Annotated in this window: 23 protein-coding genes and 1 pseudogene; 7 read left to right on the plus strand and 17 right to left on the minus strand. The window is 66.6% G+C overall.

Features of this window, described 5'->3' with window-relative positions:
• Positions 1–86: 86 nt before the first annotated feature.
• Complete coding sequence (locus JL108_RS13085; RefSeq protein WP_205198682.1) at positions 87–452, minus strand: helix-turn-helix domain-containing protein; 366 nt, start codon at positions 450–452, stop codon at positions 87–89.
• Between the two features lie 149 nt (positions 453–601).
• Between JL108_RS13085 and JL108_RS13090 the strand changes: the two genes are divergently transcribed.
• The 7 genes and pseudogenes from JL108_RS13090 (at position 602) to JL108_RS13120 (ending at position 8,183) form a co-directional block, all read left to right on the plus strand.
• A complete protein-coding gene (locus JL108_RS13090) occupies positions 602–2,851 on the plus strand; it encodes an LLM class flavin-dependent oxidoreductase (protein ID WP_205198683.1) in 2,250 nt (749 codons plus the stop codon).
• Between the two features lie 81 nt (positions 2,852–2,932).
• On the plus strand, positions 2,933–3,589 hold the full coding sequence (locus JL108_RS13095) for an FMN-dependent NADH-azoreductase (protein WP_205198684.1): 657 nt from the start codon (positions 2,933–2,935) through the stop codon (positions 3,587–3,589).
• A gap of 647 nt (positions 3,590–4,236) precedes the next feature.
• Positions 4,237–5,392: pseudogene (locus JL108_RS13100) on the plus strand (acyl-CoA dehydrogenase family protein).
• A 5-nt stretch (positions 5,393–5,397) separates the two neighbouring features.
• Positions 5,398–6,189 carry a CoA ester lyase gene (locus tag JL108_RS13105; protein ID WP_307837270.1) on the plus strand — a complete coding sequence of 264 codons (792 nt, stop codon included), beginning with the start codon at positions 5,398–5,400 and terminating at the stop codon, positions 6,187–6,189.
• A complete protein-coding gene (locus JL108_RS13110) occupies positions 6,186–7,019 on the plus strand; it encodes a MaoC family dehydratase N-terminal domain-containing protein (protein ID WP_205198686.1) in 834 nt (277 codons plus the stop codon). The genes JL108_RS13105 and JL108_RS13110 overlap by 4 nt, the downstream gene beginning before the upstream one ends.
• Before the next feature lie 110 nt (positions 7,020–7,129).
• Complete coding sequence (locus tag JL108_RS13115; protein ID WP_205198687.1) at positions 7,130–7,456, plus strand: YciI family protein; 327 nt, start codon at positions 7,130–7,132, stop codon at positions 7,454–7,456.
• A 115-nt stretch (positions 7,457–7,571) separates the two neighbouring features.
• On the plus strand, positions 7,572–8,183 hold the full coding sequence (locus JL108_RS13120) for an NIPSNAP family protein (RefSeq protein ID WP_205198688.1): 612 nt from the start codon (positions 7,572–7,574) through the stop codon (positions 8,181–8,183).
• A 653-nt stretch (positions 8,184–8,836) separates the two neighbouring features.
• On the opposite strand, the gene JL108_RS13125 is transcribed toward JL108_RS13120, so the two are convergent.
• From JL108_RS13125 to JL108_RS13200, 16 genes are all read right to left on the minus strand, one after another.
• On the minus strand, positions 8,837–9,562 hold the full coding sequence (locus tag JL108_RS13125; RefSeq protein ID WP_205198689.1) for an SDR family NAD(P)-dependent oxidoreductase: 726 nt from the start codon (positions 9,560–9,562) through the stop codon (positions 8,837–8,839).
• The gene (locus JL108_RS13130; RefSeq protein WP_205198690.1) at positions 9,559–10,119 is read right to left on the minus strand and encodes a hypothetical protein; all 561 of its coding nucleotides are present in this window, start codon (positions 10,117–10,119) and stop codon (positions 9,559–9,561) included. Before JL108_RS13130 ends, JL108_RS13125 begins: the two co-directional genes overlap by 4 nt.
• Complete coding sequence (locus JL108_RS13135; protein WP_205198691.1) at positions 10,116–11,270, minus strand: thiolase family protein; 1,155 nt, start codon at positions 11,268–11,270, stop codon at positions 10,116–10,118. The genes JL108_RS13130 and JL108_RS13135 overlap by 4 nt, the downstream gene beginning before the upstream one ends.
• Positions 11,267–11,668 carry a Zn-ribbon domain-containing OB-fold protein gene (locus JL108_RS19970; protein WP_205198692.1) on the minus strand — a complete coding sequence of 134 codons (402 nt, stop codon included), beginning with the start codon at positions 11,666–11,668 and terminating at the stop codon, positions 11,267–11,269. The genes JL108_RS13135 and JL108_RS19970 overlap by 4 nt, the downstream gene beginning before the upstream one ends.
• 24 nt (positions 11,669–11,692) lie before the next feature.
• The gene (locus JL108_RS13145; RefSeq protein ID WP_205198693.1) at positions 11,693–12,787 is read right to left on the minus strand and encodes a CaiB/BaiF CoA-transferase family protein; all 1,095 of its coding nucleotides are present in this window, start codon (positions 12,785–12,787) and stop codon (positions 11,693–11,695) included.
• Complete coding sequence (locus JL108_RS13150) at positions 12,780–13,676, minus strand: SMP-30/gluconolactonase/LRE family protein (RefSeq protein ID WP_240191063.1); 897 nt, start codon at positions 13,674–13,676, stop codon at positions 12,780–12,782. The genes JL108_RS13145 and JL108_RS13150 overlap by 8 nt, the downstream gene beginning before the upstream one ends.
• 2 nt (positions 13,677–13,678) lie before the next feature.
• A complete protein-coding gene (locus JL108_RS13155) occupies positions 13,679–14,692 on the minus strand; it encodes an alcohol dehydrogenase catalytic domain-containing protein (protein ID WP_205198695.1) in 1,014 nt (337 codons plus the stop codon).
• Positions 14,689–16,299 carry a class I adenylate-forming enzyme family protein gene (locus tag JL108_RS13160; RefSeq protein ID WP_205198696.1) on the minus strand — a complete coding sequence of 537 codons (1,611 nt, stop codon included), beginning with the start codon at positions 16,297–16,299 and terminating at the stop codon, positions 14,689–14,691. The genes JL108_RS13155 and JL108_RS13160 overlap by 4 nt, the downstream gene beginning before the upstream one ends.
• Entirely contained in the window at positions 16,299–17,036 is a 738-nt protein-coding gene (locus JL108_RS13165; protein WP_205198697.1) for a carboxymuconolactone decarboxylase family protein, read from the minus strand. The genes JL108_RS13160 and JL108_RS13165 overlap by 1 nt, the downstream gene beginning before the upstream one ends.
• Positions 17,033–18,115, minus strand: a complete 1,083-nt coding sequence (locus JL108_RS13170; RefSeq protein ID WP_205198698.1) for a CaiB/BaiF CoA-transferase family protein — start codon at positions 18,113–18,115, stop codon at positions 17,033–17,035. The genes JL108_RS13165 and JL108_RS13170 overlap by 4 nt, the downstream gene beginning before the upstream one ends.
• A gap of 83 nt (positions 18,116–18,198) precedes the next feature.
• Positions 18,199–19,158, minus strand: a complete 960-nt coding sequence (locus tag JL108_RS13175) for a hypothetical protein (RefSeq protein WP_205198699.1) — start codon at positions 19,156–19,158, stop codon at positions 18,199–18,201.
• Positions 19,159–19,160: 2 nt separating this feature from the next.
• Positions 19,161–20,810, minus strand: a complete 1,650-nt coding sequence (locus tag JL108_RS13180; RefSeq protein WP_205198700.1) for an AMP-binding protein — start codon at positions 20,808–20,810, stop codon at positions 19,161–19,163.
• A gap of 3 nt (positions 20,811–20,813) precedes the next feature.
• Positions 20,814–21,527 carry an ABC transporter ATP-binding protein gene (locus JL108_RS13185; RefSeq protein ID WP_205198701.1) on the minus strand — a complete coding sequence of 238 codons (714 nt, stop codon included), beginning with the start codon at positions 21,525–21,527 and terminating at the stop codon, positions 20,814–20,816.
• Positions 21,520–23,310, minus strand: a complete 1,791-nt coding sequence (locus tag JL108_RS13190) for an ATP-binding cassette domain-containing protein (protein WP_205198702.1) — start codon at positions 23,308–23,310, stop codon at positions 21,520–21,522. The genes JL108_RS13185 and JL108_RS13190 overlap by 8 nt, the downstream gene beginning before the upstream one ends.
• A gap of 47 nt (positions 23,311–23,357) precedes the next feature.
• Entirely contained in the window at positions 23,358–24,239 is an 882-nt protein-coding gene (locus JL108_RS13195) for a branched-chain amino acid ABC transporter permease (protein ID WP_205198703.1), read from the minus strand.
• A gap of 11 nt (positions 24,240–24,250) precedes the next feature.
• Complete coding sequence (locus JL108_RS13200; protein ID WP_205198704.1) at positions 24,251–25,459, minus strand: ABC transporter substrate-binding protein; 1,209 nt, start codon at positions 25,457–25,459, stop codon at positions 24,251–24,253.
• Positions 25,460–25,474 lie beyond the last annotated feature (15 nt).

Here is a 25,474-nt window from a genome sequence, read left to right on the forward strand (position 1 = left end):
AGTTACTGTTGACCCGGAAACGGGGGGCTCCCCTGAAACCCCCTACTAGCGTTGCCAGGTCAGCCGCCGTTTCTCGTTGAGGTGTGTCACGAGCGATCGCGGGGTTCCCAGCGTTGGACGAAGCCGGCGATGGGCTGGAGTGCCGTGATGAGGTCGAGGCCTTGCGGCGTGAGCCGGTAGCGCACGCTGACGGGCGTGGTGGGGATGACGGTGCGTTCGACGAGTCGGGCGCTCTCGAGCTGTTTGAGGCGGAGAGTGAGCATCCGCGAGGACAGGCCCGCCACGACCGTGGTGATCTCGGTGAAGCGCTGGGCGCCACGGGCCAGGGCGAGCAAGATACTCGGTGACCATCGCTGTCCGACGATCTCCAAGATGCGGCTGGCGTGCTGGCAGTCGGCCTCGTCGGTGTGCGCCCAGGGAACGGCGGCTCGGTCAGTCTGCGCTGAAGTCACTTATCAAGTGTAAGTCGGTTATCCATCGACGCCAACTGGTTTCACGGTGAGCGAGCTTGGTCGCGCCCACGACGCCGAGATTTAGTTACGAATAGTAACCGACTTACGCGGTGTTTGTGCCGAATCCACGACCGCTCCAGCATGGAGACATGCCCGACTATGGTCATCAGCTGCGATTCGGCAGCTTCATCAATCCGGTGAACCGGCCGGCACAGCAGCCTGTGGAACTTGCGGTGCTCAGTGAGGAGCTGGGTCTGGACCTGGTGACGTTCCAAGATCATCCGTACCAGGCGGTGTTCCACGACACGTGGACGTTGTTGACGTGGGTGGCAGCGCGAACGTCGCATATCCACGTGTCGGGCAACGTGCTGAATCTGCCGCTGCGTCAGCCTGCGGTCCTCGCACGGGCGTTGGCGAGCCTGGATCTGCTCAGCGGCGGACGCGCGGAGCTGGGCATCGGGACTGGTGGCTTCTTCGAGGCGATGGCCTCGATGGGCGCTCCGCTCCTGACACCCCCGGACGCGGTCTCCGGACTGGACGAGGCTCTGGACATCATCCGCGGGATGTGGGACGTCGGCGCCACGGCACCGTTGCGCATCGAGGGACGGTTCCATCGAGTCGACGGCGCGCAGCGCGGACCCGCCCCCGCACACCGGATCCCGATCTGGGTGGGCGCCTATAAGCCACGCATGCAGCGGATCATCGGCCGCAAGGGAGACGGCTGGCTCCCCAGCCTTCCCTGGATGAAGCCCGGCGACCTCACCAAGGGCAACCGGGTGATCGACGAGTCCGCTCGTCGTGAAGGTCGTGACCCGGGTGAGATCGTGCGGTTGTTGAACATCGTCCCGCCGGTGTCGGCCGAGCAGATGACTCGACTGGCGATCGAGGACGGGGTCTCGACGTTCATCCTGGGCAGTGACGACCCCGATGAGCTGCGCCGGTTCGCGCAGGTCACGGCACCCGAGATCCGAGACCGAGTCGAGAGCGCCCGAGCGGACAGCGGCCAGAGCTCGACGACCCCACGGCCGACTCCCTCATTGGGGGGCGACCCGGTGCCGGCGTCGCTGGCCGGGCTCGCCCTGGCCCCCGGCGCCCGCGACTACCCCGCCTACACCTCGGGATTCTTCCGCGGCGCACGTCCTGCGCTGGTGCTGCGCCCGCAGACACCCGCCGAGGTACAGGACGCGGTGCGATACGCGCTTCGTCACCGCGACGTGCCGTTAGGAATCCGCAGCGGCGGCCACGGGCTGTCGGGCCGGTCGGTAAACGACGGCGGCATCGTGATCGCCGTGGACGGTCTCGATGAGATCACCGTGCTCGACGGCGGGCGCGCACGTCTCGGCCCAGGTGCCCGCTGGGGGGACGTCGCAGCCACTCTGGCACCTCACGGGCTGGCGTTGACCGCGGGCGACCACGGCAGCGTTGGGGTCGGCGGACTCGCGACCGCCGGTGGCATCGGCTGGTTCGTGCGCGAGCACGGGCTGACCATCGACCACCTGCGGTCCGTGGAGGTGGTCACCGCGGACGGCGAGCTGGTCCGTGCCAGCGCGACGGAGCATGCCGACCTGTTCTGGGCGATGCGGGGCTCGGGCGCGAACTTCGGTGTGGCCGTCTCCTTCGAGTTCGACCTTCATCCTGTCGGCTCCCGAGTCGGCTTCGCGATACTGGTCTATACACCCGACGACATCGCCGATTTCCTGCAGAGCTGGGGCACGACCCTCGAGGCCGCTCATTCCAGCGTGACCGGGACGCTGATGATCAACCCGAGCCCGCGCGGGGGGCCGGTGGCGGCCCAGGCGTTGATCGTCGTCGACTCCGACGACCCGGACAATGTCATCGACCGCCTCCAGCCCTTCGCGGGGCTGGCGCCCGTGGCTGACCAGTCCGTCCAGCTCATGCCCTACGCCGCGCTCCTGGCCCAAACGGCCGAATCGGAGGTCCGAATGGGACGCGGCGAACCGCGTAGCCACTCCGGGCTCGTGCGACACCTCGACGCCGACGTCGCCAACGGCATCGCCGACCTCCTGTCGGCGAGAAGCTCGTTCATCCTCACCGTCCGGTCCGCCGGAGGGGCCGTCGCCGGGACTCCCGCGGACGCCACGGCCTATGCCTGGCGTGAGGCCAACTTCTTCATCGCCACTCTCGGCGGTGGATCCACCGACTTCGAGAAGCACTGGAATCAGCTCGTCCCCGCGTTCGAAGGCATGTATCTCAGTTTCGAGACCGACACCGGCCCCGACATCGTCGCCCGCGCGTTCCCGCCCGCCCACCTGCGACGGCTGCGCGAACTGAAGCGGCAATGGGACCCCACCGGCCTGTTCCGTGACAACTTCTTCATCGACCCCACTCTCGCGGACCCCGTGGCCGACCCGTCGGCCACCGACGACACACCGCACTGACCTGCGACCAGGCCAAGACACCCATCGGCCGGTCCATCTCCCGATCGCACCATCCATCGAAGTCACTCCCCAAGGAGAACCATGTCCCTGTTCCGTCTTGACGCCAGCATCCGCACCGAGGGCTCGGCCAGCCGCGCGCTGGCCGACATCGTCGAGAAGCACTGGCGCGAAGCCTCTTCCGCCGCCCCGATCAGTCGGCGCCACCTGGTCACCGACCCCATCCCGAGCGATGCGTGGCACACCGCCGTCACCTCATGGCACATCCCCGAGGCCGACCGCACCGCCGCCCAGCAGGCCGCAGTCGGTCTCGCCAGCTCCTTGGCTGACGAGCTCGCTGACGCCGACGCCTACCTGTTCGCCGTCCCTCTCTACAACTTCGGCGTCTCGCAGCACTTCAAGACCTACGTCGACCTGGTCTCCACCGACCCCCGCATGGCCGACGCCGAGCCCGCCACTGCCGGCAAGCCCGGTGTCCTGGTCACCGTTCAGGGCGGCAACTACTCCCCCGGCACCCCCAAGGAGGGATGGGACCACGCCACCTCGTGGATGCGCCGCATCCTCGAGGACGTCTGGCACATCGATCTCGACGTGGTGACCCGGGAATTCACCCTGGTCGGCGAGAACCCCGCTCTGGACGAGTTCGCCGACATGGCCGCAGACATCAGAGCCGGTGCCGAGAGCAAGGCCCACGAGAGCGGCCAGATCTTCGCGCAGCGAAGCCAGCCGGCCAGCGCATAGAGCCGCCGCCAGAGGGCAACGAACCACTACGAGGTAGGAGGAAGCACATGACCGCCAATCCCCCGAGCGCGGCCATGCCTGATCCAAGCCAACGGCCCGGAGGGTTGCCGGCCTCGGCGTAGTGGCACGTCAGCGGTGTGGACAGGAAGCGGTCACGGGCCCCAGCGGCGATCGAGCGCAGCAGGTTCGTGTAGCCGTCCCCGGTCGGCATCACCCGCGCCGAGACCGTCACCATTTCCCACCGCCTTCCTGGGCGTCAGATGAACAGCGCCAACCAGACCCCCGGCGCCCGGGCCTCGGCCGAGACCTCGCTTGCAGGACGCGTGGTGGCCAGAACGAGGATCGGCAAAGGATTGAGCGAGGGTCCGGCCCGGGCGACACGCTGGTCACCAGCCGGCCTCGAAAGACGCGACAGAACGTTGATCACCCGCATGCGACTAATCGATCGCTCTGTCATGCCAGACGGGCCGCCCCGGAACCGCGGCGATCCCTCACGATGAGAACCGCACGCGGTCTATGCAAGTCGGTGCCCTCTCAGCGTCGGTAGAAGCATGGCCGCCCTATAATGTAAGCATGCTGGCATTTTGCCATCTGCGGCGTGCTCTCTACCTGCGGGCTCCGCATCAAAGTCATGGAGAAAGGCACTCATGTCTGATCTGAGCACCGAAGAAGCTGAAATCGTCGCCCTGGTGGCCGAGTTCGTCGACAAGGAGGTCCGCCCCGTCGCACGGGAACTCGAGCATGCCAACACCTACCCCGAGACGCTCATCGAGCAGATGAAGCAGATGGGAATCTTCGGCCTTGCCATCCCTGAGCCGTGGGGCGAGGCCGCCGTCTCGGCGCCCTGTTACGCGGCGGTGACCGCCGAGCTCGCCCGCGGCTGGATGAGTCTCGCAGGTGCGATGGGGGGCCACACGGTCGTAGCGAAGCTGATCCGCGATTTCGGCACCCAGGAGCAGCAGGACTCATACCTGCCGCGCATGGCCACTGGCGAGCTACGCGCCACAATGGCGCTCACCGAGCCCGGCGGCGGCTCCGACCTGCAGGCACTACGCACCAGCGCGAGGCGCATCGGCGAGGAGTACGTCGTGAATGGTGCCAAGACCTGGATCACCAACGCCCGGCGCTCCAACTTGGTGGCGCTGCTGTGCCGCACCGACCCCGAGGCGAACCCCTCGCACAAGGGCATGAGCATCCTACTAGTCGAGAAGGGGCCCGGCTTCGAGGTCTCGCGCGACCTCCCCAAGCTCGGGTACAAGGGCGTGGAGTCGTGCGAGCTCTCCTTCTCCGATTTCCACACTCCCGCCACGAGCCTGTTAGGGACCGAGGAAGGAAGAGGCTTCGCCCAGATGATGCGCGGCTTGGAGATCGGTCGCATCCAGGTGGCCTCCCGGGCGCTTGGAGTCGGCCAAGCCGCGCTCGACGATGCGGTCCGCTACGCCCAAGAGCGGGAGAGCTTCGGCAAGCCCATCTGGCAGCATCAGGCTGTCGGTCACCATCTCGCCGAGATGGCAACCAGCTTGGAGGCCGCCCGGCAACTCGTCATGTTCGCCGCCCGCCGCTATGACTCCGGACATGGAGGCAGGCATGGCGAAGCTGTTCGCCTCCGAAACGGCCATGAAGATCGCCCTCGATGCGATCCGAGTGCACGGCGGCTACGGCTACTCGACCGAGTTCGACGTCGAGCGCTACTTCCGTGACGCCCCTCTGATGATCGTCGGCGAAGGCACCAACGAGATCCAGAAGAACGTCATTGCCCGACAGCTGATCGGCCGCAAGCCCGCCTCAAGCCGGGCAAGGTGAGATCGGTGACGACCCCGATCACATGGCTCTTTGTGCCCGGCGACCGGCCCGAGCGGTTCGCCAAGGCCGCCTCCTCCGGCGCGGACGCAGTGATCCTCGACCTCGAGGACGCGGTCGCGCCGACCCGGAAGGCATCGGCTCGCGCGGCGACCGCCGACTGGCTCGTCAGTCGGCCGGGCTGGGTGCGGATCAACGCAATCGGAACGCCGCAGCACACCGCCGACATCCAACGTCTAGCCGACCCTGCTCTGAGGCACCTGCAGGGCATCGTGGTCCCGATGGCCGAAGACCCGGACACACTGGCCAGCGTCCACGCCACTGTCGGTTGCAAGATCGTCGCACTGGTCGAGACAGCGCTCGGGCTACACCGAGCGACGGCGTTGGCTGAGGCCGAAGGGGTCACCAGACTGGCATTCGGCTCAATCGACTACGCACTAGACATCGACGCCCTGGAATCCCGGGAGGCGCTGTTACTCGCGCGCAGCACGCTCGTCGCTGCCTCCCGGCTGGCGGGCCTCCCATCGCCGGTGGATGGAGTGAGCGTCGACGCGACGAATCCCAATGTCGTCGCCGACGACGCCCGCTATGCCCGCGGACTTGGCTTCGGTGGAAAGCTCTGCATCCACCCCGCGCAGGTTGTCCCCGTCGCGACGGCATTCACGCCAACCGAAGCCGACCTCGCGTGGGCACGCAGCGTGCTCGCCGCCGCAGGGAGCGGAGCGGTCAGCGTCGACGGCATGATGGTCGATGAGCCGGTACTGGCGCGTGCCCGCCGCATCCTGGAGGACGCCCCGTGACGATCGAGCGCACCGAACTGATCACGCCCGAGCCGGCCCGCGCATTGGCGGGACTGCTCCAGGTCGAGGACCCCACCGCCCGAAACGACGCCGAGCTCCCACTGCTTTGGCACTGGATCTATCTGCTGGACCGGCCCGCCCGTGAGGACATCGGCGCGGACGGCCACCCCGTACGCGACACGCTCCCACAACCGCCAGGTCTCGGACAGCGCCGGATGTGGGCCGGAGGGCGGGTGAAGCTGCTCGGACAGCTGCGGTTCGGCGAACCGGCCACCCGGCGCAGCACCGTGGTCTCGAGTGTCGAGAAGCAGGGCCGCTCTGGGCCACTGACCTTGGTGACCGTCTCTCACCGGATCCACCAGGACGGCGTCCTCGTCATCGACGAGGAGCAAGATGTTGTCTACCGGCCCCACCCCGCCGGATCGTCCGCGCCGCCACAGACCCCCGGCCCGGCGGCCATCGAACCGACTCCCATCTCGGCGTCCGGCGCGCCCTGGGTCCTCGCGGTCGACTCCCCGCTGCTGTTCCGATACTCGGCTCTCACCTACAACGGACATCGGATCCACTATGACCGCGACTACGCCCGCGAGATCGAGGGCTATCCCGGCCTGCTCGTACACGGCCCGCTGCAGGCGACCTGCATGGCCGAGGCAGCGCGTGCCCAAGGGGCAGTAAGGGCTCGTGTCGACATGACCTACCGGTTGATTTCACCGCTCGTCGACTTCCAGGGCATGGTGGTCGTGGCAGCCCGCGAGGGCTCGATCTTCCGCGCCTCGGTGCGCGATGCCGCCGGCCGCGCGACGGCTGAGGGGACGATCACCCTCACCTGACTCGAGCCGGGCCCTCCAACTCGCCAGCGCAGCTCGAAAAAGATAAGCATGCTGATAAGATACCTGTGACTCCACCTACGACGTCTGTCGATCCTTGAAAAGAGGTCTCCATGCCGCTGTTTCTGGTCAGGCTAGTCCACCCCGATGAGGAGAGCTGGAAGCGGTGGGTCCGTCAGCACGTGGCCTGGGTTCAGGAGCATGTGGCTCAGGGCGTGATCGTTGCCTCGGGCCCCTCTGTGGGCACCGCCACGCGCCAGGGATGGCTGGTGATGCGCGCTGCTGACGAATCGGTTCTTCGAGAACTCATCGCCACGGATCCCTTCTGGGACGCCGGCGTCATTGAGGACCTGCTGATTGTTCAGTGGGACCCGATCTTCGGACACCTGGCGGAGCTTTCGAGCTCCCCAAATGGGATCGACTTGAGCGTGCTGCCCTGAGCTTGGTACGCGTGAATGTCACTGAAGCTGCCACCGTTCCGGTTCGTGCAGCGGACCCGAAACTCGACGCTGACCGCTCGGCTCAGCGTCGGCCTTGAAGGCGAAAGGACGCCGGATGTATGCAGACCTCACGACCCTTTCCTGCGACGGCTTGGCAATCCATGATGTCGTGCGGGATCTCGGCGAGCAGGTCCGTGAGTCGAATCTCGCTGGCGCACTGCGTGGCGTGTGGACTGTGGAGAACGGACCGTTGCCCGACGTCGTCGTGGTGCGGACTTTCGAGAGCCTGACGGACTTGTATGCCGACCACCGGCGGCAACACCTCAGCACGGCGCCGTTCGGGATCGAACGCGGGATCGTGCAGTTCTCGATGCGCGGTCAGGAGGTCTTCGACTTCTGCAAGCCGATGGACGGCGGAGAGCATGGCTCGATCTACGAGATAAGGACCTACGAACTCAAGGTGGGCACCTTGAGCCGCACGCTTGGGGGATGGCGCGCCGCTCTTCCGAGACGCTCACCACGCTCCCCTCTCGCCATCGGCATGATGTCGCTCGACGGACCGCCGTCGATCACCCATATCTGGCCATTCTCAGACAGCAACCAGCGCCTATCTATCCGACGTAGCCTGTACTCCGAGGGTTTGTGGCCCCCTCAGTACGGACCGGAGTCAATCCGCTCGGGATCCTCGTCGATCGTGCTTCCGGCACCCTTCTCACCCTGGCGCTAAGCGCGGCCCTTAACAGCGGCGCGCGAAGCCTGACCCGCTTGGCGGACACTTGATTGAGGCGGTGATCGTCTCGGTTAGGAATCCTAAAATACCTGTTCCGAAGCCGCGGAGTTCTGGCGTCGCACCCTGGATCTGATCGAGGCCAGAGTGCAGTCCCTCAGAGCGGTGGTGCACGCGGGAGCCGAGTGAGCGCCTGCCTCCAACGTAAGCGCGGTCCCCAGGTGAGTCCTTCGAGTGATCTCTCACAATCGACTCAAAGAAGGACACCGTGATGACCGCTGCGCCCAGCATGGACCCTGCCCGTTTCCTCAACGCGCAGCTCTCCTAGACGAGCACTGATCTGATGCGGGAGCCGCTCACCACGTTCGTCAACGCCCTGCTCCCTCGCGCTAACCCCTTTAACCCAGGCGACCCAGGTCGTGTCTGATAATTCGTAGCCGTTGCGAGCGGCGTCTCCGTGGGATGCCTCGCCAGGCGCCGGAGCGAAACCATACCGGGTGGGGGCACCTCCCGCTTGCGGAGGATTGTCTAGCGAGCGACGTTCCCCCACCCGCTAGCGCTCGCGGAAGGTGCCCCCACGCAGCGAGGCGCCCGCGGGACGTCGCGCAGTAGGTCACGAATTGCCAGACACGCTCTAAGGCCGAGGCCGCCACTCAGCCGCTGATCGAGCGGCCGCCGCAGACTGCCAGGGTCTGACCGGTGACGTAGGAACCCTCGTTGACCAGGTAACTGACGGCGCTGGCTATGTCCTCGGGCTTACCGCCGCGCCGCACGGGGATCGCCTCCATGGTCTCCGCGAGCACTCCGGCGGGCAACGTATGCGCCAGCGGAGTCTCGATGTAGCCGGGCGCGATGGCATTGACGGTGATGCCGTGCGCGCCGAGTTCGAGCGCGAGAGCGCGGCTGAATCCGACCAGGCCTCCCTTCGACATCGTATAGATACCGGAACCGAAGATGCCGAGCCATGCCCGCGAGGAGACGTTGATGATCGCGCCACCTCCAGACTCGATCATCAGTGGAACCAACTGCCGGGTCAGCGAGATCGGGCCGAGGAGGTTGATGCCGAGGGCGAACGCCATGTCCTCGTCGCTGATCTTCGATAGGCGAGCGTTGGGCCCGACTCCGGCACAGTTGAAGAGCACGTCGACACGACTGAACCGCTCGCCAACAAAGCCAACCAGCGCCTCCCGGCCATCGGCGTCGCCAACATCGAGCGGGAAGAGGTGGCATCGGGGATGGAGGTCCGTGGGATCGATGCTATCGATGACCTGCGGCAGGTCGGTGACGACCACGTCCAAGCCATCCTCGGCCAGGCGACGCGCGGTGGCCGCACCGATACCACTGCCTGCCCCCGTGATGACGGCGACTCTAGAGCTCATGGCTTCACCTTTCCCAGGTTCGGGCCTCGACCCGTGTACGTTTCCTGCCCCGTGATCGCGAGGGCGTTCCGATAGGCACCCAGGAGCGCACCGACGACCGCGGCATCCTCCTCATCGAGGGAGTCATAGAAGACGACATTGACGCTGATGTCTTCCTTGCGCAGCTCGATGGCGATGGTCCGGAAGAAGGACATGAGGCCGTCGGTCAGCGCGCCAGCCAATGACGCGTTGGCCCGGCCGAGGGCGGCGTCCGCCGGGAGCAGGACGGCTATCGTCGCCCCCTCGGTTCCGACCGATCTGAAGTGCCCGACCGTCTCTTGAACCTGGTGGACCACGTCCTTGAGGTGCTCGAACAGTGCGGCCAAGTCATCTTCGTCGGTCCCCACTAGGGGCTCGTCTGCGGGGGATTCGACCAGCAGTACCACCTGGCGAGCGCCCTCCGGGAGCCAAGAAGCACCCGCAAAGGCATCCTCGAGACCCAGCCGCGCGGCGAGCTCGCCCCGGTTCGAGGGACCGACGAGCACGCCGAAACCGACATCCCTTACCGCGGCGCTCATGCCTGCATCACCAGCGTCGAGACCGAGGCGCCATCGGTGCCGGCCACGGTGCCGCCCTTGCAATAGGCGAGCGCGGTGCGAGCTTCCTCCACCTGCCGGGCACCGGCGGTCCCGCGTAGCTGCCATGTCAGCTCACAGGCCTGGGCCACCCCAGTGGCGCCCACTGGATGGCCTCGGGAGAGTAGGCCGCCGCTGGGATTGACCGGCAGCTTGCCGCCGATGCTGGTGTGTCCCTGTTCGGTCCACATACCGCCCTCGCCACGCGGGATCAGTCCGAGGCCCTCCATGCGCACGATCTCGGCGATGGTGAAGCAGTCGTGCATCTCGACGAAGTCGATGTCGGTTGGCGAGACGCCGGAGATGCGCCATGCCTCCTCTCCCCCGCGTCGAGAAATGTCCTCCTCGTTGACCGAACGCGCCCCGTCGTGGATGGTTCCACTGACCAGGCCGACGCCAAGGATGCGCGGCGGGCGACCGGTGACGCCCAGCCGGGCGAGGCCGGCTTCGCTGGCGATCACGATCGCGGCGGCCCCGTCGGAGATCGGGCTGCAGTCGAGCAGCCCGAGAGGCTCCGCGATTGGGCGCGCATCGAGCACCTGCTCCAGGGTCACTGGATGTTGGTACTGGGCGTAGGGGTTGTGCACCGAGTGGGCGTGGTTCTTGACCGCGACTGCGGCGATCTGGGCCCGCGTGGCCCCGTAGTCATGCATGTAGCGCCGCGCACTCATGCCGTGGTTGGAGGCCATGATCATGCCGAGCGCGGCGTCGAGATCGCTGGCGTCGGCAAGGATGCCGCCCGAGATTCGGTCGGTCATCTTCTCGGCGCCGATGGCCAGCACGACGTCGTGCAGCCCCGCCTTAACCGAGAGCCAGGCATCCCGAATTGCAGTCGCGCCACTGGAGCAGGCGTTCTCGAGGTTGGTCACCGGCTGGCCCGTGAGGCCGAGTTGGGCGCCGGTGCGTTGACCCGCCACCGAGCCGCCGAGCACGGTGCCGAAGTAGACGCCATCGATGTCGCGTACGCGGCAGCCCGCGTCCACCAAGGCCTCTCGGGACGCCGAGACGGCCATTTTCTCCAAGGTGACCTCCGCCGGGAACTTGCCGAACCGGGCCATTCCAGCGCCGACGACATATACGCTCTCGCCGCTCATGAGGCAACCGCCTCCGGCGCGAAGGCGAAGCCGAGGCGCTCACCGTCAGGGGACTCAATGGCATGGGGTACCAGCGCCACTCTCGAGCCGATGACCGGCTCCTCCTCAGAGGAGATCCGGGAGAGCAGCACGACCGGTCCGTCGAGGTCGACGAAGCCGAGCCGGTACGGCGTCCGCATCCCCGGCGGGGCCTGGTGGACTGTCGTGTAGGTCAGCAGCGTCCCCACCGAGGGTAGGTCGATCTCCTCGACCTCCTGACCAGCGCAGGCCGGGCAGAAGTCGCGGACCGGGAAGGAGACCCGCCCGTCGACACGGCACCTGCTGCCCCGCAGCCGGAAGGGATCGACCGCGAGGAGGTCGGTTCGTAACGGGTCCAGTTCGAGTGTGACCGTGCTCACGGCACACCTCCGTTCTGTTGGTTGTCAGTTCTTCCAGCGCTCCGCGACAGTCGCGGCGGATTCTGGCGAGTTGGGAGTCGGGGTGAGCGGAGCCAGCTCCAGTCGGGACCTGCTCAACCGAGGGGCAGGCGCCGGGGCAAGCACGCCACCTTTGGTCACCAGGCTCTGGCGGGCCAAGATCTGGGGGTCGGACGCGGCCTCGTCGATCCGGTTCAGCGCCGTGACGCAAGCGTCAACGCCGGCAAAGGCCTCCACCCACTCGTCACGCGTCCGCTGGCCGACGATCTTCGCGATCAGCTCGCGGCGCTCGGGCCAAAGCGACCGGTCCCACTGCCGGTCGCCGAGGTCAGCCTCGGCACCGAGGACTCTGACCAGGTTGGCGTAGAACTGCGGCTCCGCCGAACCGATGGCGAGGTATTCACCGTCGCGAGTGCGGTAGGAGTTGTAGAAGGGCGCGCCGGAGTCCATGTCGTTGGTGCCCGGCTCGTCGTTCCAACTGCCCTCGGCGCGACGTTGCCACAGTCCCGACATCAGCTGGAGCGCGGCGTCAACCATGGCGGCGTCGATCACCTGGCCAAGGCCTGAGCGGGTCCGCTCGAAGAGAGCGAGCGCCACACCATAGGCCAGCGTCATGCCGCCGCCATAGTCGGCGACTAGGTTGAGCGGAGGGACCGGAGCCTCGCCCTGGCGCGCGATGGACCGGGCGATCCCCGTGATGGCTAGGTAGTTCAGGTCGTGCCCGGGCAGGTGGGCGGCAGGCCCGTCCTGCCCCCAGCCGGTCATCCGGGCGTAGACCAGGCGCGAGTTGGCCGCGAGTGCGACGTCGGGCCCGAGCCCCAGCCGTTCCATCACGCCGGGCCGGAACCCCTCCACCAGCACGTCGGCATGCTCGGCCAGCTCAAGAGCGTTCGCCACGTGAACGGAGCTCTTGAGGTCGAGCTCGACGGTGGTGCGACCGCGCACCGGGATGCGAGGGGCATGGACCGTGGCACCGGGACGCTCGATTCGCACCACCTCGGCGCCCGCGTCAGCGAAGAGGCTGCACGCGAACGGAGCGGCCCCGAGGCCGGCGAACTCGAGTACTTTGATGCCAGCGAAAGGGCTGGTGGTCTCAGACATGTGTCTCCTTGGTGTCGAGCAGGGACCAGACCGGAACGGGCAGCCCCGGGTTCGGCGCCGGCAGGGCAATCACGCTCCCCCCCTTGGCGACGGTGATAACGAGGGTGTCGAGCCCTGGCCCTGCGAAGCAGACGCTGGTCACCGCGACCCGCACCCCAAAGTCGTACGAGGCCCTTAGGGCGCCATGTTCGTCGTAGGCCAGCAGCGCGTCGCCGCGGGAGGCTGCGACCCACAGCCATCCGGCGCTGTCGACGGCGATGCCGTCCGGCGCCGCCCCTGGCAGATCGATCTGCCAGCCGTCCGGGCGCACCACGTCGCCGTCGACTTCGAAGCGGCGTACCCGCTCGGTCAGGGTCTCCACCATGTAGAGCACGCCATGCCCGAAGGCCAGTCCGTTCGGGAAGTGCAGATCCGCGAGATGGGTCGTCAGCTCCCCCGTCTCAGGGTCAAGGCTGCGCAGCGCTCCGAGCCGGTCGCTGTCCATGTGCCCGGCGGGGTCGGTGAACCAGAGCCGACCATCCGGCCCGATCTCGCAGTCGCTCGGGCTGAGTAACCCCTCATCCGCCACCGTCGCCAGCCCGTCCTCGGACAGGCACTGGATGGAAGGCCGCGCGGGTAAAGTCGAGCGGGTCGGCATCGCGGTGCCGCCATTCTGGGAGATCCAAAGCCGGCCCGCGGTCCCGACCGCAACGCAGTTGGGCCCACCGCCGGTCTCGACGACCTCGCGAACCGCGCCGTCCTCAAGACTGACCGCGTAGACCCTGCCACGGTTGATGCTGACCACCGCCACCTCGCCGCTCGGCAGCAGGGCCGGGCCCTCGGTGAAGCCCAGACCCCCGGCGACCAGCCGTGCCTCGGGCGGCAAGATTAGCGAGTTATTCGCCGACATGCTCACGGGACCAGCACCGCCCGCCCGCTGACCCGGGACGCCTCGACGTCGGCATGTGCCAACGCGGCGTCGGCGAGCCGATACTCGGTCGTCACGGCGGTGACCGCGCCGCTGGCAAGCAGGTCCAGGGATCGTAGGAACGAGGCGGTCGAGGTCGACGCCGAGCCGGTAATGACTGCCTCCTTGAAGAAGACGAACGCAGGGAACAGCGAAATCCGCTCGCGCTTCAGTTGCCCGGTAAGGACATAGCGCCCCCGCGTGCCGAGACCCTTGAAGCAGCCGCCGAACAGTGACGGCAGGCCGACGTTGTCGATGACCACTTCGACTCCCGCGCCCCCGGTGAGATCGAGCAGTTGAGTGGGGAGATCGTCGCCGCCGATCGCCACCTCGTCGGCACCATGCCGCCGCAGCAGGGCAGACTTGGCCGGCGATGAGGTCACCGCGATCACGCGGGCACCGAGGGCGCTGGCCACCTGGAGCGCGTGGAGCCCCAGGCCACCGCCCGCGCCGGTGATCGCGACGGTCTCCCCCGGCTGGAGCCGAGCGACAACCTCGATGGCCTGCAGGCTGCTACCGATCGCGCACGCCGCGATCGCCGCGGCAGCAGGCAAGATGCCGTCGGGGACGACGGCGAGAGTGTCCTCCTCGAGGAGAACGTGCTCTGCGTAGCCGCCGTAGACGAACTGCTTGTCGGGACAGTCCAGCTCGCGGCCCGAGCGGCAGGCGGTGCACCAACCGCAGGTGTGATGCTGCTTGCAGGCGACCCGATCCCCGACCTGGACGTGGCGCACGGCGGCGCCGGTCTCGACGACCGTTCCCGCGATCTCGTGGCCGAGCGTCAGCGGTAGCGGCATGGACGTCAGTCCCGCTCGATCGGCCACGTCGTGACCGCAGACGCCCGTTGCCTCGACACGTACCAGCACCTGAGCTGGACCGGGCGGGGGCAATTCCACCACAACCGGCGCGAGGACCTCGGGGCCGCCGTACCCCTGGAAGACGAGGGCGGAGGTACTCACTGTGCCGCCTCCACAACGAACTGCTCGCCGATCAGGCGCTTGCTCACCTTGCCGGTCGCGGTCAGCGGCACCTCGGCACCGTCGAGCACCACAAAGTGACTGGGCACCTTGTAGGAGGAGATCCGAGCGCGCAGCCAGCTCCGCAGACTCCCGTCGACTTCGGCGGGGCTCATGGCCGAGCGGTCGTCGAGCACGACGGCGCACCACAACTCCTCCTCGCCGCGCTCGGCGGTCGGCCAACCGAAGGCGTAGGCCTGGCTGACATCCGGGTGTTCGGTGACGTAGTCCTCGACCTCGGCCGGGGAGATGGTGATGCCGTTGATCTTGACGACTTCCTTGAGCCGCCCTGCAAAGTGCAGCCGACCCGCCTCGTCGATCCACCCGAGGTCCCCGGTACGGAACCAGCCGTCCGCGGTGAACGCCTGGGCGTTGGCCTCGTCGTTGTCCAGATAGCCGGGGGTAGTGCGGCCGCGCAACTGAATCTCACCGAGAGTCTCTGGGGTGCCGGATTGAACCCGATCGCCGCTCACCGGGTCGATGAGCCGCAGCTCCTGGCCGTCGACCGGGCGCCCCTGGGTCGCGATGACTGCCTCGGGGTCGTCACCCTCCTCGGTCATGGCACCCAGGCCATAGCACTCCGTGAGGCCATAGACGCTGCGCGCCCGGACGAGGCCGAGCTCCTCGATAGCGATGCGCTTATCCTCGGCGCTCATGCCGATGACGCCCTTAGTGAGGGAGGACAGATCGTAGGCCGTGCGGATACTAGGCTGCGCCAGCCCGCGCGTTATAGGGCCGAGACCGTAGAAGACGGAGCACCGGTGCCGCTCGATGAAGGCCGCCGAGTCGTGCGGCTCGAAGCGCTCCTGGACGCACAGTTCGAGACCGTGGGTGAGCGCGACGAACACCGCGTTCGCGCAGCCGAGGCCGAAGAAGAGCGGGGCCGCGAACCACACCGATTCCCCTGGGACCGCACCGAGGCGCTGCCCCATCGCCCAGCCGTTGTCCACCAGTCCGTCGTGACGGAGAACAACGACCTTGGGCTCGGCGCTGCTGCCGCTTGTGAACGCGTAGACGGCGACATCGCTCCCGCTCGGATTGGCCTGGCCGGCGAGGGGCGGCGCATCCGGGTCGAGGCGCTCGGGGAAATCCCCGTTCCACATCAGGGCACCGAGGTACTCGCCGTCGGGGTCGAGCAGTCCGGCACCGGCGAGCAGCGCCTCGTTGTCGCGACCATGAAGCACGCTCTGGGTCAGGACGGCCCGCAGCCTCGCCTTCGCGCTGGCCGAGCGCAGCTCGGTTTCCTTGTACCAGGTATTGAGCGGGACCGCGACATACCCCTGGGAAGCTAGGGCGAGGTAGGCGGCGATCCAGCGCCAGCCGTTGGCCATCAGGATGCCCACCGGGTCTCCCGCGCGGAGCCCTGCGGCCGCGAGCGCACGGTCCAGTCGCCCGGCCAGCTCGGCCATTTCCCCGGCGCTCAGCGTCCGCTCGTCATCGGTGACCAGGGGGGCCTGGGGCGCGAGCGCTGCGAAGGAGGCCAGGACCGCCCTTACGGTGGAGCAGTCGGCAGCCGGGTACGGCGGCCGCTGGATGGTCGTTGACGTCATCAGTTCTTCCTCGTCGTTGTCATCTGTCCTTGTTTGTGTGCGTCCCGGACGGCCGCTAGTGCCGAGAGGCCGAGCTCGACGGTGCGGTGGCCGGCGGCGACGGTTAGAGCCACCGCGGCGACCACCTCAGCCTCGGTCGCGCCCTCGTGTTGGGCCTGGCGCATGTGCAAGCTCGCGCCGCTGGTGAACAAGTGCTCGTTGGCCATGTCGGCGACGACCAGCAGCAGTTCGCGCAGCCTTGGTTCGATTGCTTTCCGACGCCACATCAGCGCCCCGAGGTCGCGGTAAGCCTGATAGAAGTCGGGCAGGCGCTCCTCCATGCCCTTGCCGACTCCGGGGAAGAGCGCCTCGAACCGGTCCCAGTAGGGCCCGACCTGGTCGGCTGGACGGCCCTCGGGCAACTCCGCGGCGAGTGGTAAGCCGAGAGTCAGGCCGTGGATGGCGATGAAGGTGGCAAGCTCGATGACCGTCAGCACCTCCTCCTCGGTGGCGCCGGCAGCCAGTGCTCGTGCGACCCGACGATGCACACCCGCCTCGTCCAGCACAGTGACCGAAACATCGTGGGCGAGCAGGAGTAGCTCGCGTTCACGCGGCGTGAACTCGGCTCGAACCACGGCGGTGTGGAGGTACCGCGAGTAGGCGTCGGCAAAGTCCGCGTCGGCCTGGAGCAGGCGTTCCCAAGCAGGTGTCACCTCGCCGAAGAGGTCCAGGAGACGTTCACGCGGCGCCGCGCTCATCGGTGGTCCCGTCGCGTGGCCAGCCACCGACCGACAAGGTCGGCGGAGTCCAGTGGAGGATGGATACTGCTCGGGGTGCGGCTGAACCGCGGCGTCGGAGCCGGATGGAGCTTCCCGTCTATGCGCTGATAAACGCCGCGAGCGAGTAGGTGCGGCTCGCTCTCCAAGTCGCTCAGCTCGCGTACGGGAGACACACACGCGTCCACGCCCGCGAAGACCTTCTCCCACTCATCCTGCGTGCGGGAGGCGAACACCTCTGCGACGCGCTCCCGGTCAACGGCCCAGCGATCAGGCTCGTCGAGGGCGATCTGTTCCGTCAGGCCGAGCGTCTCACGGACCAACCGGCGGAACTTGGGTTCTATCGCCACCACGGCCATGTAACGGTCGCCCAGGGTGCGGTAGGTGTGGTTGAACCAGGGAGCACCGTCGAGCTGGTTGGCTTGCCGGGCGTCGGTCCAGACACCCCGATCGCGCAATGCGAGCACTTGCATGAGCATCATTGCCGCCCCGTCAACCATCGCTGCGTCGACAACTTGGCCACGTCCGGAGCGTTCCCGTTCGTAGAGTGCGGCCAGCAGCCCCACGAGCAGCGGCATCGTGCCGGAGGCCCAGTCACCCGCGTAGTAGAGCGGGGCGATCGGTGGCCGGTCGGCGGGGCCGAGGGTCGCGAGGATGCCGGCGGTGGCGATGAAGTTTCCGTCGTGTCCTGCGGTCTTGGCGTAAGGGCCGCCCTGCCCCCATCCAGTGAGTCTCCCGTAGATCAGTCGGTTGTTGTCGGCCATGACATCCTCCGGTCCGAGGCCGAGGCGCTCAGTGACTCCCGGACGGAACGGATCGATGAGGATGTCGGCGCGGCGCACCAGCTCTTTGACCCGGTCGCGGCTGGCGGGCTCCTTCAGGTCGACCTCCAACCGCGCTCTGCCGCGCATCCAGTTCTCGGTGAAGTCGAGGTCGGTGCGGTCCGGCCGGTCGATGCGAAGCACTTCGGCACCCATGTCGGAAAGGAAGGTGCAGGTCCAGGCCGCCGGGCCAAGGCCTCCGAGCTCAACCACCCGGACACCTGCCAACAGGCCAGTCATCGCACCTTGCTCCCATCGCCCGCGAACCGAATCCTCAGCATGCTTACATTCATAGTGCACTTTCTCGCGATATGCAAGCATGCTTAGATTTCTGTCCAGTGGAAGTGCCCGATCGTCGTCGCGCCGGGCGCCGCCGTCGGCACCGGGCCGACACGACGGACGTAGCCGAGGCCGGGCACCCCGAGTTCTTGCTCCAGCCAGTTGGCAGCCTCAACAACGGCGGCCAGATCGATGCCGGTGCTGACCCCGAGCAGGTCGAGCATCTGCACGACGTCCTCGGTGCACACGCCTCCGCCGGGCAGGTGTGGCATGGCCGGGTGCCCACCGGAGCCCGCCAGGGAGGTGTCGATATTGCGCAGTCCCAGCCGGACAAGTGTGGCGACGCCAGCCAGCCCCATGCCGCGGGCGTCGTGAATCTGGACGGTCAGGTGCGCCATATCCGTGAGCTCAGCAGCACACTCGACAAGGGAGGCGAGCTGACGAGGCGAGGCGTAGCCGGCGGAGTCGGCCAAGATCCAGTCCTCGACTCCGACCTCGCGCAGCCGTCGCCCAATCGGCTCGAATGCCTCGCCACCGCGGGCCGGTCCGTCGGGACCACCCCAAGCGAAGATCACATAGGTGCCGAGCCCGATGCCCTCGTCTCGAGCGACCTCCGCCAGCCGGTCGAGCAACTCGAGGGACTCCTCAGTCGACCGGCCGATATTGTCCCGAGCGAACCGCTCGTCGGCACTGAGCAGGAACCATGCCCGATCGGCGCCCGCTGCAGCGGCCCGTCGAATGCCGAGTTCGTTGCCGACACAACATTCGAACGTAACGCCGGGCGTGCGGCGTACTCGTGCCAGCACTTGCTCGGCGTCGGCAAGCCCGGGGATGAGGTCAGGCCGCACGAAAGAGGTGGCCTCGATCGCCCTGACGCCGGCGGCGGTGAGTCGATCGATGAGCTCCACCTTGTGCTCGGTGCTGATGCTATGAGCTTGGCCGGCCAGTCGGGGCGCGATCTCCTTGATTCTCACCATGGGCACGAGGTCATCGCGGGAATCCATGTTCACCTCGGCCTCGTTGGCCGGAGGCCAGCCATCTCGGCGTCCCACACATCGTCAGAGCGCCCCTCCTCGCGCAGCACCGCCTTCTGGATCTTCCCTGTCGGCGTGCGAGGCAGAGTCAGCACGATGCGGTAGTAGCGCGGAACCATGAAATGCGGCAGATGACCGTCGCAATGACGGAAGAGCGCCTCGAGATCGAGCGCCGCCGACGTCTCCACGACCGCGAGGATGTCGTCCTCGCCGAGTTCGGAGGGCGTCGCGACGGCAGCGGCCTCCAGCACTCCAGGGAAGCCAGCGAGTACGCTTTCGACCTCGTAAGAGGAGACGTTCTCACCGCGTCGGCGCAACGCGTCATTGCTCCGGTCGACGAAATAGTAGTAGCCGTCCGCGTCGACGTAACCGAGGTCCCCGGTCCGGAACCAAAGATCTCGCGTCGCCTCGCGCGTCGCCGCTGGGTCGCCGAGGTACTCGACGAACATGATGTTCGCCTGCCGGGGCCGGTAACAGATTTCGCCGATCTGGCCGACTGGTACCTCGGTGCCGTGCTCGTCCTGTACTTGTAGCACGGTGGTGTCGGTCGGCTTTCCGACTGAGCCGACCTTGCGGCCCTCGAGGGGGTTGTACGTAACGTTCTTGATCTCGGTCATGCCATAGCCCTCGACAAGGTGGACGCCGAAACGTTCCTCGAACGGCAGCAGGACCTCCGGCGGAGCCGGCGCCGCGAAGGCGCGGTTGACCCGGTGTTCCCGGTCGCGCTCGGACGGTGGCTGGGCCAGCAGCATCGGGAGGATCGAGCCGACCGCGTTGAATAGGGTGACGTCGTACGCCCTCACCTCCTTCCAGAAGCCGCTGGCACTGAAGCGCTCACCAACGACGACGGTTGCGCCTAGGTAGAGAGCTTGCAGCGACATGTTCAACTGCGCGGCGCCGTGAAACAGCGGCGTGCAGGTGTAGATGACGTCGCGATTAGTCGTGCCGAGGTTGGTGGCGTTCTCGCGCGCCGCCGTCAGCAGCATCAGGTGCGGCATCACCACTCCTTTGCTACGACCGGAGGTGCCGGAAGTGAGGCCGACCTGCGCCACGTCGTACGGTGTGACCTCGGGCAGCGTGGTCCGCGCCTGTTGCCGGGTGATCAAGTCTTTGTGGGCGAGAACAACCCGCCCGGCAGCAGACGCTGGATGCCCCTCCTCGGGGTCGACCAGAACGACGTGCCCCAGTTCCGGCAGACGTTCGAGTACAGCCGCCAGCGCGGGCAGCAACGCCTGCTCAGTGACGACGGCCCGTGCCTTCGTCAGGGAGAGCGCGTGCTCGAGAAAGGCGCCCTTGTAGGCGGTGTTGACCGGCACGGTCACGAGTCCACCGCGCGCGATACCGAGCCACGATGTCATCCACTCGATGCGGTTGCGGAGGAAAATCGCTACGGCATCGTCTTTTCGCAGCCCCAGCGCGAGGAGCCCACGGGCCACCTGGGTGGCGGCTTGGTCAAGTTCGCCGTAGGTGAGCCTATCTGCGGCGGTGACGACCGCCAGCTTGTCGGGGATCGTCGCGGCTCGTCGAGACAGGAGCCCGCCGAGGGTGCCGCCGCCGAGGTCGGCGAGGCTGCGAGTGGTCCGGTCGGCGACGGTGTCCGAGATCGACATGATGGAAGGCATGGCTTAGGTCATGCTCCTGCCGAGGTAGTCGCTGTGCATGACATCAAGCTGTGTCAGGTCCACGCCGACGCCGACGCGATCCCGGATGGTCAGCGCGGCATCGCTGATCGTGGCGAGCGCCCGGACGTTCTGATCAACCAGCAGGAGGCCGATGCGTCGCTCGTCGGCGACTTGGCGCAGCGTGCGCAGGAGGTCGGATACGACCGCCGGGGCTAGACCCAGGCTGAGCTCGTCGACCATGAGGACTTTGACCTCTGCGGCCAGGCCGCGCGCGATCGCGGCCATCTGCTGCTGGCCGCCGGAAAGCGCGCCGGCCTTGCGGTCTAAGTGCTCCGTCAACGCCGGGAACAGGTCGAGGATGCCGTCCCAGGTCGTGGGCCGGAGCACCCGGCCGAGCGCGGCGGCGCCGAGTTCGATGTTCTGCCGAACGGTGAGCGGTGCAATCAGTCCCCTACCCTCGGGCACGTGCCCGACCCCGCGCGCGGCGACGACCTCCGCTCTGCGCGGCAGTGCCACGCCTTCGAGTCGGATGGATTCCACGCGGTGCGGTGCCACCCCCGAGATCGCGCGCAGGGTCGAGGTCTTGCCGGCGCCGTTGGGCCCGACCAGCCCCACCACCTCGCCCGCACGAACTTGCAGGTCGATCCGGTCGACCACGCGTGCGGCGCCGTACACGACCGACAGTCCGACCACGTCTAGCAGCAGTTCATCAGGCATGTGCGACTCCTAGGAAAACGTCGATGACGCGCGGATCGTCCACCACTTGATCGGGAGATCCGACAGCTATGGCCTGTCCGAAGTTGAGGGCCGTAGCCCTGTGCGCGATTCCACGTAGGAAGCCGACGTGGTGGGCGATTACGAGGATCGTCAGTCCCGAATCGTTGAGCTCCTGCAGGACCCGTCCGACCGCGTGAATGTCGTCGTCGTGAAGTCCGGCGGTGGGTTCGTCCAGTAGGAGGAGCCGGGGCTCGGACACCATCGCTCGCGCAATGTCGATCAACTTCTGGTCTGCCAGAGAAACCGAAGACGCCAGTTCGTTCCAGCGAGACCTGGGAAGCCCCACCTGGCTCAGGGCATGGCCGGCAGCTCGTTTCGCGTCGGCGTCGGCGCGAAGCGTGCTTGGCAAGGGAAGAAGATCACGAACGAAGCTTGCCCGGCGCCTCCCATATCGGCCGAGTTGCACATTCTCGAGCACGGTTAGGTCCCCGACGAGGGACGGGTTTTGGAATGTCCGGGTAATTCCAAGGTGCCGAATGCGCTGCGGCTTTAGACCGCGAACCGACTGTCCCGCGAACTCGATCTGACCGTCGAAGCTCTGGAGCCCGCTGACGCAGTTCAAGATGGTTGTCTTGCCTGCTCCGTTCGGCCCCATCAGCGCATGGATCTCACCCTCTTGCACCGTGAGCTGTGTGCCATTGAGGGCCCTCACGCCACCGAACGCGACCTCCACCTTGTCGAGACTCAGCAGTACGTCCCCAGGATCCCGAAGAACGCTCTGAGTGTGTTGTGGCTCGGGGACAGCAGCCTCCTGCCCCGTGTCGGCCGTCTTGGCGCGACTGTTAAGCCACCCTCGGAACGGAAGGCGTGCCCACACCGCCTCCAGCACTCCGAAGATCCCTCCTGGGGCGACGATCAGCACCACCAACAGGATCACGGCGTAATACAACTCACGACTGGATCCGGTCTCTCGCGTCATCTGGTCAAGGAGCGTGAGACCGACTGCGCCAAGAATCGGTCCTGCAACGCTGCCCAAACCGCCGACGATGACCATGATGAGCAGTGTCAGTGAAAGTTTCAGCTCGAAGCTCGTAGGCTGCAGGAAACCAAGAATCTGGGCATACAGGAATCCAGCGGCACCGGCCGCGCCCGCAGAGTAGGCGAAGGCCGTGACCCGGGCACGTGTGACGTCGATTCCCAGCGTTGCTGCGACAACGGGACTGCGCTTGATAACGCGCAACGATTGTCCTGTCCGCGAGTCCGCGAGTCGTGCAGTCAACAGAGCAACGACCGCGAGGAACACCCACGCCAGGTAGTAGGCCGACGTCCCGAAACCCGCAGGCCGCCCGCCGACCTCGGCTATCGGAACTACGATGCCCCCGGCGCCGTGCGTCCACTCGCTGAGCCAACTGGCGCCGAGGACGATCGCGATGAGAAAGCCGAAGAAGAACGTCATGTAGGCGCTGCCCAGTTGGCCGAGTCTCACCATGGGAACTCCGAGCAGCACGGCCAGCGCCATGGGGAACACGATCGCGAACGGAAGTGTCTGCCAGGCACCCCATCCGAGTTGTTCGCCGAGGATTGCTGTTGTGTACGCCCCGACGGCTGCGAAGGCGAAGTTGCCGATGGAGAACTGGCCTGTATAGCCCGAAAGGAGATCGAGGCCGACAGCAGCGACAGCGAACACTAGGGCAAGCGTGAGAGAGTCCTGGGTTCTGTGGTCCAGACCAAGGAGTGGCGGTAGCAGCAAGATGATGAGAACCACGATCACCGGGGTGGTCATGCGGCTCCGTGCCCGTGTGGTGAGTGCCATATGAGTTGCTCCCAGATCTACAGCCGCTCGAGCGCCGGCGTGCCGAACAGTCCCTGCGGGCGTAGCACCAGCGTGCCCAAGACGATTGCGAACACGACGAGCACGGCGGTCTGACTGTCGATATATACGGACGTGATCGCATTGGCGATCCCGATGAGGATTCCTCCGACGAAGACGCCGCCGAGGCTGTCGAGGCCCCCGACGACCGCCGCACCGAAGGCGAACAGCACGTAGGTATCCATCATGTCCGTCGAAACCAGGCTTGTCGGAGCGATGAGGACCGCAACCACGAGCGAACTGGCCGAGGCGAACATCCATGCGATAAGCGTGAGCCGACGTGTGCGCACTCCCAGGAGCCTTGCCACGTCGGCGTTGGCGGCGAGGGCCAGAAATGCCAAGCCTGTGCGGGTCCGCTCGAAGTACCACCAGGTGCCAAAAGCGAGCGCCGAAGCCACCGCGATCGTCGCCAAGGTCAACCAGGTGACAGGGACGCCCCCCAGTGTGAACGCGGCCTTCCGGGAGAAAATTGCCGGAAAGCTATACGGCTGTCCGTCGGCCCAGCGGATCTGCGTTCCTGCCACCAGCACGAGCAAGAGGCCTAGGGTACGCATGGTGACGTTGAGGCTTCCGGCGCCGTCCTTCGGGCGGAGCACAAGTAGATAGATCAGTGCCCCGGCGAGGATCATGAGAATCAGCGCCAGGCCTACTGAGATCCACAACGCGAGTCCGATCCCGGTGATGAGCTGCAGGCAGATGAAGGCCGCAACCATCGCCAAGGCACCCTGGGCGAAGTTGGCGACCCCTGTTGACTTGTGGAGGACAACGATGCTGAGTCCTAGGATGCCGATCAGCATGCCGAGGGCCACGCCGATAATCACCGTTCCGACTAGTAGCGTCATTCGCTGCTGCCTCAGTCCTCGAGGAGGGGCGCATCGAATGCCGGCACCATGTCGCGGCCTTCGAACCGGATGCCGTGAACCTTTCGAACGCCAAGGTGATTGTCCTTGGTGAAGGACAACGCTCCGAGGCTAGGCACGCCATCGTCGCTGGTCCACGTCGCGAGCGTCTCGAGGTAGGACTCGCGCGTGACGTCGCCCTTCACGCTCTGGAGGCTTGCGACGAGCGCCTGGGCGTTGGTGCAGCCGGTCAATGCTAGCGAATCAGGAACGATCTCGTAGTCACCGTCGTAGGCCTCGAAAGCCTCCAGACAGCTCTGCGCGGACGGATCCGAGGCAACGGCCGGGCCGGAGGTCGCGATCACCTTCTCAAGGCTGACGCCGTCATCGACAGCCCCGACGAACGCCGCCGTCGGGGTAGATGTCGACGTCAACATCGCCTTTGCTGGCCACGCGTCCTGAGCATCGATCGTGTTGATGAGCTTCGCGCTGTCTGTCCCATTGACGATTGTCGCGATGTAGTCGGGCTTGAGCGACTTCGCCTTAAGCACCTCGGCATTCATGTCTGCCTGATTCAGGGTCATGGTCGTGCTGCCGAGGAAGGAGCCGCCCGCGTCCTCGACGGCGTTCTTGATTTCATCGATCGCTTCATCGATGCCCGGGAGTTCATACGCCATGAGGTACAGCGAGCCAGCGCCGTCCTCCTCCATTGCCTTCGCGGCGATCGCGCTCACCATCGCGCCGTTACCAGGGACGAGGGTGTAGAAGTTGTCGCTCTTCTCCTCACCCGGCAGATCCACCCACGAGAACACGAAAGGCATGTCTTGCTGTTTCGCGAAGGATTGGATTGCCGAGCCGGGCGCGCTCCCGCAAGCGTTGTAGATGGCAACTACATCTGGGTCAGCGGTGAACTGCCGCGCATTCGTGAGCGCCTCTGCTGCTGTGTACTTGTCGTCCTCGGTCAGAACCTCGATCCTCTTGCCGTTGACGCCGTCGTCCGCGTTGACCTTGTCGATAAAGGCTTGAGCTCCGTGAAGGATCGGCAGACAGGTCGAGACACCGGGGCCACTCGTCGGGATGGACACGCCGACCTTGATCGTGTCGCCGGAGCCACTGGCGTCGGTACCGCCGCAGGCTGCCGTCGCGAGAAGGACGGTGGCGCCCACGGCGCTGGTGACAGCCGTGCGCCTACGACGGCTAGGCAGTGAGTTGGAACGGCTCATGTGCGAGCTCCTTTG

Origin of the sequence: Aeromicrobium sp. YIM 150415 (assembly GCF_016918125.1) — a bacterium.
Taxonomy (GTDB): Bacteria; Actinomycetota; Actinomycetes; order Propionibacteriales; family Nocardioidaceae; genus Aeromicrobium; species Aeromicrobium piscarium.